Source organism: Actinospica sp. (assembly GCF_035552695.1).
GTDB lineage: Bacteria > Actinomycetota > Actinomycetes > Streptomycetales > Catenulisporaceae > Actinospica.
The window spans coordinates 36908-48038 of sequence record NZ_DASZKT010000137.1; the positions used below are offsets into that span (position 1 = coordinate 36908).

An 11131-nucleotide genomic window follows, 5' to 3' on the forward strand; every position below is an offset into this window, starting at 1 on the left:
GGAAGCCAAGGTCACGATCTTTCCGCCCTGTTGTCACCGCGCCTTCGGTCATACTGGCCGTATGCCCTCGATGAACGACCTTGTCCGCGAGCAGACCGCGCTCCAGTCCGAAGACCTGGAGTGGCTGCACCTGATCGTCGCCGACTGGCAGATCATCGCCGACCTGTCGTTCGCGGACCTGGTTCTCTGGGTTCCCACGGCGGACGAGGCTCAGTACGTCGCGGTAGCCCAGATGCGGCCCAACACCGGACCGACATCCTACGTGGACGACCTGGTGGGGCACGTCGTGCCACGCGGGCGGCGTCCGCTCCTTGATCAAGCCCTGGACGAGGGGCGGATCGTGCGCGAGGGCGACCCGGAGTGGCGCGAGGCCGTGCCGGTGCGGGTGGAGGCGGTCCCGGTGCGCCGCGGCGACAAGGTGATCGCGGTCATCGCGCGCAACACCAACCTGCTCACCGCGCGCACCCCGAGCCGGCTCGAGCTGACGTACCTGCAGACCGCCTCGGACATGGCACAGATGATCGCCACCGGACGCTTCCCGCTGCCGAACTCGCGCAGCCACCTGGACGCGATGCCGCGGGTCGGCGACGGCATGCTCCGCCTGGACGCCGACGGGCTGGTCACCTACGCGAGCCCGAACGCGGTGTCGGTCTTCCACCGCGTGGGCCTGAACACGGAACTGATCGGTGCTCACCTCGGCAAGCTGTGCGCGGACATCGCGGTGAGCACCGGGCCGACCGACGAGGCGCTGATCGAGACGGCGAGCGGCCGCAAGGCCAGGGACACCGAGCTGGCCAACGACCGCGGCAACGCGATGCGGCTGCGTTCGATCCCGTTGCGCCCGTCCGGAGAGCGGATCGGCGCGCTGGTGCTGGTGCGCGACGTGACCGAGCTGCGCCGGCGGGACCGCGAGCTGATGACGAAGGACGCGACGATCCGGGAGATCCACCACCGGGTCAAGAACAATCTGCAGACGGTCGCGGCACTGCTGCGGCTGCAGGCCAGGCGGCTGGACGAGCCGCGCGGCAAGGCGGCGCTACAGGAGGCCGTGCGCCGGGTGGGCTCGATCGCGATCGTGCACGAGACGCTGTCGCAGACGCTGGACGAGCGGGTGAACTTCGACGAGATCGCCGACCGGGTGCTGAGCATGGTGCTGGACTTCTCGGCTTCCGGTCTCGGCACCACGTCGGGGGGAGTGGCCACCGAGCCGGTGCGCCCGCGCCGGGTGGGCAGCTTCGGGGTGCTCGGCGCGACCGTGGCCACGCCGCTCGCCATGGTGCTGACCGAGCTGCTGCAGAACGCCTTCGAGCACGGCCTCGACGGCGGCGCGGGCACCTTGTTGGAGGTGACCGCGCAGCGCCGCGAGGACCGGCTGGTGATCTCAGTGGTCGATGACGGCCGGGGTCTGCCGGTGGGTTTCGACCCGCGCACGGCGGGGAATCTCGGCTTGCAGATCGTCAGAACTCTGGTCCAGGGTGAGCTGGGAGGCGAGTTCGACATGCGACAAAGAGACGGCGGCGGTACCGTCGTCTCTCTTGAGATCGCTGCGGGCTAGGCGCTGATGGAGCCTCGAGCCCGTTGGGTATTCGGTTGTGTGCCTCGCTCCGGCCCCCCGCCGGCGAGCGGTGGGCGCACGGCGGGTCGGGGGCCAGGCAGGTTTCGTGCGGGCTGTGCGCGTGTCGCGGGTACTAGCTGTTCTCGCGGGGTTCTAACGGGGTGTTGCCGAGGGGAACGGAATCTCGAGATCCGAAGCCGTTCCGGGCTGGGTCGTATGACGGGCTCTCACCCGTCGCGGCCCGGAAGGCCTCGATCAGGCCATCCGGGAACGGGCACGCGCGGCGCGACGCTTGAGCGCGCGACGTTCGTCCTCGCTCATGCCGCCCCAGACGCCGGCGTCCTGACCGGACTCCAGGGCCCACTGCAGGCACTGGTCGATCACGTCGCATCGGCGGCACACCGCCTTGGCATCTTCGATCTGCAGAAGTGCCGGCCCGGTGTTCCCGATCGGGAAGAACAGCTCCGGGTCTTCATCACGGCACGCGGCGCGGTGGCGCCAGTCGCTCATCGGTCCTTCTCCTTCGCAGAAGTCTTCGTGCGTTTGTGAAGTGCTATGGGTGGCGCACGCCCTAGGGTGCCGGGCGGCGCTGTGGTGCTGATGGTGCTTCAGGTGGTGCGGTTCGCGCGTCATCGAGCAATTCGACGCTCCATAGAAACGCCGACGCCGTCTGGTACGTTCCCGGTTCCCCAGTCCCGCTGGAACATTCGCCGCCGTAGGGCCGCGTTGCGCGAGCGGATCTTGTGAATGTGAACGCTTTCACGAGCATCGGCGTTCCCCGGCCCCGTGAGCCTGGGCTCACGGATGTGAAGGGTGACGCGCGGAGGCTGGTGGGCCGGAATCCCGTGGGTCTGTGTCCACGCTCGGCGCTGAGCGATCACAGCCCACGTTTCAGGGCCGTGAACAAGCCTGTCAGGCGCGCTCGCGGAACACAAGGGTCTCCGGGAATCATTTTTCAATTCTCAGGTGTCGGTTCGGTCACACCTTGTCTTTGAAGGTCACTCTGCGAAGCACGCCATGGGACTTCAAGGACAAGCCGGAACCGTGGCGCACCGCCCCGGCGCCGGGCCGGTCCGCCGAATCCAGTACATCACGCGAAGACGCGAAGCGCAGCGGGAACACTACGGAATGTCACACGTTCGCGTGGTCCCAGGTAGTCGCCGTCCACCTGGAAGGGGACGGGACGCTGCGCGAGCAGGGTGAGTTCGGGCAGGTCGTGCCGCAGGATGACCCCCCGGCCCGTGGCGAGTCTTGGTGAGCTGGCGATCAGTCGTCCGACCGTCTGCCAGACCGGCACGGCCGCCAGCGTGGTCAGCCCGAACAGGTCCAGGCCCGTCTCGAATCCCGCCTTCGGCGTGGCGATGATCTGCCGTTGCCCGAGATACGTCCACGGCGAGGTGTTCGCGATGATCGCCATGAACAGTTCCGGCAGGACGGTGCCGTCCTCGGCTTTCGCCGTGATCGGGGCGTTGCGCTTGTCGGTGCGCCGGAAGTATTCGCGCAGCGCCGAGCGGACGTAAAGAGTGTGCGTGGACTTCTTTCCGTTAGCCCGCTGCCGCTCCACCTCGCCGACCACCGCCGCGTCGAATCCGAAGCCCGCGGAGAAGGTGAAGTAGCGCTCGTCCGGCTCGTCGTCCGGGCGGACCGCGCCGAGCGAGACCAGCCGGGTCCGATCGACGTACCTCGCGTCGAAATCGTCGCCCCCGCGCAGCAGCCGTAGCAGTGCGCCGGTCGCCTCGACGGCGTGGTTGGGCAGGCCGAGCGCCCGCGCGAAGACGTTCGTCGACCCGCCGGGAACTATCGCCAGCCGCGGCCGGTCCTCCGGCCCCGAGCCGTGCGCCATCAACCCGGTCACCGCCTCGTTGACCGTGCCGTCGCCGCCGAACGCGATCACCACGTCGACGCCGTCCTCCGCCGCCTGCTCGGCGAGATCCGCCGCGTGCCCGCGATACCGGGTGTGCTCGTGCCGCAGTTCGAGTTCCGAGGACAGGGCGCCGACCAGCACGTCGAGGGTGCCCTCGGAGGCCGTGGTGGCCTTGGGATTCATGATCAGCAGCCCGCGAGCCCGCTCGTCCGACATGCCCTTTAACGTACCCGCATCTCGCACTTGTACGACGGGCGGCCCCGCCGACCGGGTGGCCGCCCGCGCGCTATACGCTCATAGCGTGCCGAATGCATCCACCGCGCCGAGCCGGCGCCCAGCGCCGGGCCCGGACTCGAGCCCGGCCCCGAGCCGGCGCCCCGCGACCGTGACCGGCGCGGCCGCCGCCACCGCCCTGCCCGGCGTGGCCCTCACCGCGTACGGCGTCTACCAGCTCGTCGCCGGCCTCACCGGCGACCCGATGAGCCGTTCGATGGCCGAGACCCTCGGCGTGCTGTACCTGATCTTCGGCCTCGGCATCTGCTGGGTCGCCCGCGGCCTGCTCCACTGCCAGGCCTGGGCCCGCACCCCCGCCCTGATGACCTTCATGCTCATCGGCGGCGTCGCCTACTGGATGCTCCAGGGCGGCTACGACGTCTACGCCGCACTCTCCATCGCCTACGGCGTCCTCGGCATCGTGCTCCTGTTCGCCCCGGGGTCGCACAGGGTGCTGACGCGCTGAGCCGAGCGTTTCGGCTGTCGACTCAGAGCGTCCCCTGCGCTTCCGGTCGTCCGTGGATCAAGGCTTTGTCGAAGGCTCCTGAATTGGCGTGGCGAGCCGTGGGCGCATCCAAGAGTAGGGGTCGCGGAGCGGGTGCCGCTGCGACTTGCGGTTTTGCTGGATCATCTGGAGCGGCTCGCCGGCCGTGTAGAAGCGGCCCCGGCCGTTTCCATGCGGGGTGAGCACACCCGCGTTGGCCAGTGCCGCAAGGTCCCGAGTCGCTGTCTGCTCCTCGACCCCTGTCCGCTTCCGATAGGTGTTTCGCCGAACTCGGTAACCCAGAACGGCCTCGAACATGGCGTCGATGGACCGCTCCGGAAGCCTGTGCCGGGTGACGAGAGTGTCCAGTTCGCCCCACGTTTCACCTGCTTCTTGGAACCTGCGCGCCACCGTCTGGGCCTGCATGTGGTGGGCGCGCAGGTTGAACGAGACCCAAAGCCCGGCGTCGCGACTCGGCTGCCATGAGCCGTTTCCGGTCAGGGCAAGCACCGCGTAGTAGTCCTCGGTATTCGCGCCCAACCACTCCTCGATGCTTGAGAACTCTGGCTCGCTGATATCCGACCGTGTCAGCACGGAAGTCGCCAAAGCACGTGCCATGCGTCCGTTTCCGTCCCGGAAGGGGTGGATCATGACGAGATTCAAATGCGCCATCGCAGATCGAACGACGGGATCTAGCTCCGCTCCGCCACGCAAGCTCTCGACGAGGGCATCCATGAGGGCGGGCACGTTTTCGGCGTCCGCGCCTTCGTAGACGACTCGGTCATGGCGTTCGTCATGAACGAAGACCGGCCCTTTGCGATAGCGGCCCGGCGACTTCGAACCGTCATGACGCAGCATCATGAAGTGCATCGCTCGCAGTTCCGTGGTGTCGAAAGCCAGATAGTCCTCCTCGCCCATCGCCAGGACGTAGCCGAGCGCGTCTCGGTAGCCTTGGATCTCGAGGAACGTGCGCTCGTCCGCGCTGATCGGCTCCTCGTCATCCAGTGCGGCCGCCGCGTCGTCCTCGTCGACTTCGTAGCCCTCAATGCTGTTGGAGCCGCGGATGGCGCGGGCTAGCGCGGATCGCCGCAGGCCGCCTTGCCAACGCCTGGGAGTGCGAAGCAGATGTTGCAGCGTCTTGCGCATCTGGTGGATCTCGGCGAGCACAGCCAGATCCTCGCTGCTCAGCGTCGGCGCCACGTAGATGGACGGCTGTCGCGTTGATTCCTTCATTCAGTCATTGTAGCCCATTTTTGACTAGATAAACTAAACATCGATTGGCGGGCGGCGTGACGATCGCCAATCGGCCGCAGTCCGCGAGTGAGACAGCCGTCCGTCAACCTCAACCGCGCTCGAAAAGACGTTGTCCCGTAGGCCGATCCGTCCGATCGGCCTACGGGACAACGCGACTGCCTGCGTGAGCTCTTACTCCTCGACCAGGAGCTTCTCGCGGAGCTGGGTCAGGGTTCTGGCCAGCAGGCGGGAGACGTGCATCTGGGAGATGCCGATCTCCTCGGCGATCTGGGACTGCGTCATGTTGCCGAAGAAGCGCAGCAGCAGGATGCGCTTCTCGCGGGCGGGCAGCTGCTCGAGGAGCGGCTTGAGGGACTCGCGGTACTCGACGCCCTCGAGGGCCTCGTCCTCGCTGCCGAGGGAGTCCGCGACGGCGGGGGACTCGTCGTCGCCGGATTCGGGGACGTCGAGGGACAGCGTCGAGTAGGCGTTGGCCGACTCGAGGCCCTCCAGCACCTCCTCGTCGCTGATGCCGAGGTGTACGGCGAGTTCGCCGACCGTCGGCGAGCGGCCGTTGCGCTGGGAGAGCTCGCTGGTGGCGGCGGTGAGCGAGAGCCGCAGCTCCTGGAGGCGGCGCGGCACGCGCACGGCCCAGCCCTTGTCCCGGAAGTGCCGCTTGATCTCGCCGATGATGGTCGGCGTCGCGTACGTGGAGAACTCCACGCCGCGCAGCGGGTCGAACCGGTCCACGGACTTGATCAGGCCGATCGTGGCCACCTGGGTCAGGTCGTCCAGCGGCTCGCCGCGGTTCCGGAAGCGCCGGGCCAGGTGCTCGACCAGCGGCAGGTGCATGCGGACGAGCCGGTCGCGCACGCCGGCCTTGGCCGGGTCCTGCGCGTCCATCTCGGCCATCCGGCGGAACAGCTCGCGGGCCTCGGCGTGCGTGGCGGCCTGGGCCGCGCTGCGGGCGCTCTGCACGGTCCGCTGCGGGCCCACCTCCGCGGCGCGCTGCGCGGTCTCCGCTTCCACGTCCACGGCCTCCTCCACCTCCTCGTCCGCGTCGGGGCGCGGCGGCTCGGTCGGCTCGGTCGGCGTCGGCGGGGTCATAGGTCGCTGTGCCGTAGTCACGCTGCCGTCGTCTCCGCCCCGCCGCGCTGCTTCACCATGGTGATCGCCACGAGGTTGTCCGGCCCCCCGGCGCTCGCCTCGACCTGGCCGGCCAGCGCGGTCAGCACCGTCCAGGCGAACGTGTCCTTGGCGGGGGCCTTGCCGTCCCCGGTCGGCGCCGACACGGTGATCGCGAGTTCCGCGGGCGCCAGGTCGAAGCGGCAGGTCAGGCTGGTGTGCGGGATGTTGTGCTGGAGCAGCATCGCGCAGGCCTCGTCCACCGCGATCCGCAGATCCTCGATCTCGTCCAGGGTGAAGTCGAGGCGCGCCGCGAGGCCCGCGGTCGCCGTGCGCAGCACGGAGAGGTAGGCCCCGTCAGCCGGGATGCTCACCTCGACGAAGTCGTCCGGAGACAACACCGCGGTTCCTCCTGCCTGGCCGACTTCCGCTGTCGATTGGTGTTCCACAGTGCCTCCCACGCGCGTGACCGGGCCCGGAGGGACACACGGCCGTACGCATCGTGCGCGGACGCCGCCGCTCCGTGAGTAGAAGTTACCCCGTTCGGACCATCTGTGTCTCGCACCGACGCCATAGGGTCCGGCGCGTCCGCTCCCGGACGCGCCGGACCCCGGCGGCAGCGGCCTCAGGCCTGCTTGGTCTCCCAGAAGATCTTGTCGATCTCGCCGATCAGATCCAGCAGTTGCTGGCCGGTCGCCGGGTCGTTGGAGGCCTTGGTGCCGCCCGCGCCCGCGGCCTTGACCGCGTCGTTGAACAGCGTGTGCAGTTGCGGGTACTTCTCGAAGTGCGGGGTCTTGAAATAGTCGCTCCACAGCACCTCGAGGTGGTGCTTGACCAGCTCGGAACGCTGCTCCTTGATTTGCACGGCACGGGCCCGGAACGTCGGGTCCTCGTTGCCCTGGTACTTCTCCTGGATCGCCTTGACCGACTCGGCCTCGATACGGGCCTGGGCCGGGTCGTAGACGCCGCAGGGCAGGTCGCAGTGCGCTGAGACCGTGGTCTTCGCGGCGAAGATGCGCATGGATGACTCCTTCTCACGCGTGAACTCTCGTTGCTTCGGAACCGAGCCTACTGCCCACTGATTCCCGCCGCCCGGCAAGGTGTGATCTAGAGTTGCGGCCATGCTGGGTGTGGCCGTGGTGCGGGGGCCCTCAATGGTGCCCTCGTACTACGACGGCGACCGTCTGCTGGTCCGCTACGGGGCACGGGTCCATGCGGGGGACGTGGTGCTGGCCCGAGACCCCCGGTTGCCCGAACGGATCGTGGTCAAACGCGCCGCGCGGCGCGAATCCGGCGGCTGGTGGCTGCTCGCGGACAATCCCTACGCCCCCGGCGATTCGCGGCAGTTCGGTGCGGTCCCGGACGAACTGGTGATCGCCAGGGTGCTGCTGCGGCTGCGCAAAGCGAAGCGGAACTGAGGGCTCCGGGAACTGACGTCGCGTCGGTTCCCGGAACCCTCAGTTCCGCGTTGGCCCTGCGTGGGCCGCTGTCCTGCGCCCCGCGACGCGATCCGCCGACGCCGCGGGATTCCTTCCGAGAGCGGCGCCGTCAGGCCGCCGAGCTCGCCGCGCCCGCCAGCGCGGCCTCCTTGCGCCGGGCCCGGTAGGCCGCGACGTTCGCGCGGGTGGCGCACCGCTCGGAGCAGTAGCGCCTGGAACGGTTCGTCGAGGTGTCGATGAACACGTCCCGGCACGGCGCGGCCTGGCACACGCCGAGCCGGTCGATGCCCAGCTCGGTGGCCTGCACCGCGAGGCCCATGCAGGCCTTCGCCGCGTACGCCGCGGCCGTCGAGGGCATGCCCTCGACCAGGTGCAGGTGCCAGTCGGTGCCGTCGTGGCCGGAGATCTGCGGCCGGATCGGGTACTGCTCCAGCAGTCCGTTGAGCACGTCCACGGCCTGCTGCTGGCCGCCGGCGTCGGCGGTGTCGAAGATGGTCCGCAGCTTGTCCCGCAGCGTACGCAGTTCCTGCACGTCGGCGGACGTCAGCCGGCCGCAGGCGCCCTGACGGGAGAGCAGCGCACGGGCGTCCTCCACCGTGGTCAGGTCGTCCCGGCGCCGGTAGGGGTCGAACGTGTTGACGAGGTGGACGGCACGGTCCGCGTAGGAGGCGAGTTCCATTGTCTGTTGCCCCCTCTGGGAAGGCGGTTCGGTTATGGTCGGTCGGCACCAAGGTACGCGATACGCGTGTCCCCGGCTGTGATGTGCCATAACCGTACGCCTCGACGCCGCGTTGGCAAGAGTCCTTCGCCGCTTCGTGTCCGGCCCGCGATACGACCGTCGAACGGGCCCGGGTATCCGCGTGGCGGACATCGCAGTCCGATAACCGTGCTCGGTCGGCGGATTTGGCATATGGTGGCGACCAACCGTGTGCGGCGGTCCACCCTCCTTTCGCCGTGCGCAGCCACACGATGGCGTTGACCCCGACCCCTCGGTGCCTCGACGTTCGCTTTCCGCGCGGGGACACCGGCCACGACGCCCAAGGATGTGCCCCATGTCCGCTGACGCGACGACGACCGCGCCCGCCCTGATCACGCCGCGGCACTCCGCCGCGGCCACCAGCCCCGAGACCGAGATCGCCGCGGAGAGCCCCGTCTTCGCGCTGCACCGCGGCGGCAAGATGGAGATCGCCGCCACCGTGCCGCTGCGCGACCGCGCGGACCTCTCGCTCGCCTACACGCCCGGCGTGGCCGAGGTGTGCACGGCCATCGCCGAGCGGCCCGAGCTGGCCCGCGACTACACCTGGAAGTCGCACACGGTGGCCGTGGTCACCGACGGCACCGCGGTGCTCGGCCTCGGCGACATCGGGCCGCTGGCCGCGCTGCCGGTGATGGAGGGCAAGGCGGTGCTGTTCAAGCAGTTCGGCGGCGTGGACGCGGTGCCGATCTGCCTGGACTGCACGGACACCGACGAGCTCGTCGAGACGATCGTCCGGCTGGCCCCGGCCTTCGGCGGCATCAACCTCGAGGACATCTCGGCGCCGCGCTGCTTCGAGATCGAGCGTCGGCTGCGCGAGCGGCTCGACATCCCGGTCTTCCACGACGACCAGCACGGCACCGCGATCGTGCTGCTGGCCGCGCTGCGCAACGCCGCCAAGGTCACCGGCCGCGGGCTCGGCGAGCTGCGCGCGGTGATCTCCGGCGCCGGGGCCGCGGGCGTGGCCATCGCGAAGATCCTGGTGGAGGCCGGGATCGGCGACGTGGCGGTGGCCGACTCGCGCGGCATCGTGCACGCCGGCCGCACCGACCTGACCGAGGTCAAGCGGGAGCTCGCCTCGTATACGAACAAGGCCGGGCTGTCCGGATCGCTGGAGGACGCGCTGGCCGGCGCCGACGTGTTCGTGGGCGTTTCGGCCGGGACCGTGCCGGAGTCCGCGGTGGCCACGATGGCGCCGGACTGCATCATCGCCGCGATGGCGAACCCGAACCCGGAGATCCACCCGGACGTGGCCCGCAAGTACGCCGCCGTGGTCGCCACCGGCCGCTCCGACTTCCCGAACCAGGTCAACAACGTGCTCGCCTTCCCAGGCGTGTTCGCCGGCGCGCTGGCCGCCGGGGCGCGGCAGATCACCGAGGAGATGAAGCTGGCCGCGGCCGACGCGCTGGCCGAGGTGGTCGCGGACGAGCTGAGCCCCGAGTGCGTGATCCCCTCGCCCTTCGACCCGCGGGTGGCCCCGGCGGTCGCCGCGGCGGTGGCGGCGGCGGCCAAGGAGCAGGCGGCGTAGCGCTGCCCGTTTCGGGCTGTGCCGGCCGGTTACCGGCGAGTAGGGTGGTCGCATGTACGCGGTTTACGCACAGCGCATCGACAAGGACGAGCCGCTCAAGGCCCTGGCGGCCGGTGAGCTGCCCGAGCCCGCGGAACTCGCGGAGCGGCCCGGCTGGACCACCGTCACCATGAGGGCCGCCGCGCTCAACCACCACGACCTCTGGTCGCTGCAGGGCGTCGGCCTGCCCGCCGAGCGGCTGCCGATGATCCTCGGCTGCGACGGCGCGGGCGTGGACGAGGACGGCAACGAGGTGGTCGTGCACGCCGTGGTCGGCGAGAACGGCCACGGCGTGCCGGAGGGGGAGCGGCCCTCCATCCTGACGGAGCGTTACCCGGGCACCTTCGCCGAACGGCTGGCCGTGCCGCGCTGGAACCTGCTGCCCAAGCCCGCCGGGCTCAGCTTCGCCGAGGCGGCCTGCCTGCCCACCGCGTGGCTGACGGCCTATCGGATGCTGTTCACCCGTTCGGGTCTACGGCCGGGCGACTCGGTGCTGGTGCAGGGCGCCGGCGGCGGCGTGGCGACGGCGCTGATCGTGCTGGCCAGGGCCGCCGGCTTCCGGGTCTGGGCCACCTCGCGCAGCGAGGCCAAGCGGGCCCGCGCGGTCGAGCTCGGCGCCCATCAGGCCTTCGAGTCCGGCGCGCGGCTGCCCGAGCGGGTGGACGCGGTGATGGAGACCGTCGGCGCGGCGACCTGGGCGCACTCGGTGGCCTCGGTGCGCGAGGAGGGGACGATCGTCATCTCCGGCGCGACCTCGGGCCCGAACCCGCCCGCCGCGCTGACCCGGATCTTCTTCCACCAGCTGCGCGTGGTCGGCTCGACGATGGGCTCGCGCGA

12 protein-coding genes are annotated in these 11131 nt (G+C 69.8%); 5 read left to right on the forward strand and 7 right to left on the reverse strand.

Going from position 1 to position 11131, the window contains the following annotated elements; translation table 11 throughout:
- The first annotated feature begins 61 nt into the window (after positions 1–61).
- On the forward strand, positions 62–1555 hold the full coding sequence (locus VG296_RS17665) for a histidine kinase N-terminal domain-containing protein (protein ID WP_325566863.1): 1494 nt from the start codon (positions 62–64) through the stop codon (positions 1553–1555).
- A gap of 255 nt (positions 1556–1810) precedes the next feature.
- On the opposite strand, the gene VG296_RS17670 is transcribed toward VG296_RS17665, so the two are convergent.
- Together VG296_RS17670 and VG296_RS17675 are read right to left on the reverse strand one after the other, a co-directional pair.
- On the reverse strand, positions 1811–2065 hold the full coding sequence (locus tag VG296_RS17670; RefSeq protein ID WP_034265110.1) for a WhiB family transcriptional regulator: 255 nt from the start codon (positions 2063–2065) through the stop codon (positions 1811–1813).
- 580 nt (positions 2066–2645) lie between these two features.
- Positions 2646–3635, reverse strand: coding sequence for a diacylglycerol/lipid kinase family protein (locus tag VG296_RS17675; RefSeq protein WP_325566866.1), 990 nt, complete (start codon positions 3633–3635; stop codon positions 2646–2648).
- Between the two features lie 85 nt (positions 3636–3720).
- On the opposite strand from VG296_RS17675, the gene VG296_RS17680 reads away from it, so the two are divergent.
- On the forward strand, positions 3721–4158 hold the full coding sequence (locus VG296_RS17680) for a hypothetical protein (protein WP_325566868.1): 438 nt from the start codon (positions 3721–3723) through the stop codon (positions 4156–4158).
- 57 nt (positions 4159–4215) lie between these two features.
- Here the strand turns inward: VG296_RS17680 and VG296_RS17685 are convergent, their stop codons facing one another.
- The 4 genes from VG296_RS17685 to sodN all read right to left on the reverse strand — a co-directional run bounded on the left by VG296_RS17685 (position 4216) and on the right by sodN (position 7555).
- On the reverse strand, positions 4216–5409 hold the full coding sequence (locus VG296_RS17685; RefSeq protein ID WP_325566870.1) for a Fic family protein: 1194 nt from the start codon (positions 5407–5409) through the stop codon (positions 4216–4218).
- Positions 5410–5601: 192 nt separating this feature from the next.
- A complete protein-coding gene (locus tag VG296_RS17690; RefSeq protein ID WP_325566872.1) occupies positions 5602–6516 on the reverse strand; it encodes an RNA polymerase sigma factor SigF in 915 nt (304 codons plus the stop codon).
- Positions 6517–6533: 17 nt separating this feature from the next.
- Positions 6534–6935, reverse strand: coding sequence for an ATP-binding protein (locus VG296_RS17695; protein ID WP_349259601.1), 402 nt, complete (start codon positions 6933–6935; stop codon positions 6534–6536).
- Between the two features lie 224 nt (positions 6936–7159).
- Positions 7160–7555: a superoxide dismutase, Ni gene (sodN, locus tag VG296_RS17700; protein ID WP_325566874.1), complete on the reverse strand. Its 396-nt coding sequence runs from the start codon at positions 7553–7555 to the stop codon at positions 7160–7162.
- 100 nt (positions 7556–7655) lie between these two features.
- Between sodN and sodX the strand changes: the two genes are divergently transcribed.
- A complete protein-coding gene (gene sodX, locus VG296_RS17705; RefSeq protein WP_325566877.1) occupies positions 7656–7952 on the forward strand; it encodes a nickel-type superoxide dismutase maturation protease in 297 nt (98 codons plus the stop codon).
- A gap of 130 nt (positions 7953–8082) precedes the next feature.
- On the opposite strand, the gene VG296_RS17710 is transcribed toward sodX, so the two are convergent.
- A complete protein-coding gene (locus VG296_RS17710) occupies positions 8083–8652 on the reverse strand; it encodes a CGNR zinc finger domain-containing protein (protein WP_212520995.1) in 570 nt (189 codons plus the stop codon).
- Positions 8653–9025: 373 nt separating this feature from the next.
- On the opposite strand from VG296_RS17710, the gene VG296_RS17715 reads away from it, so the two are divergent.
- Both VG296_RS17715 and VG296_RS17720 read left to right on the forward strand, forming a co-directional pair.
- Positions 9026–10255: an NADP-dependent malic enzyme gene (locus VG296_RS17715; protein ID WP_325566883.1), complete on the forward strand. Its 1230-nt coding sequence runs from the start codon at positions 9026–9028 to the stop codon at positions 10253–10255.
- 52 nt (positions 10256–10307) lie between these two features.
- Positions 10308–11131: zinc-binding dehydrogenase (locus tag VG296_RS17720; protein WP_325566885.1), on the forward strand; the 824-nt coding region annotated here is incomplete at its 3' end.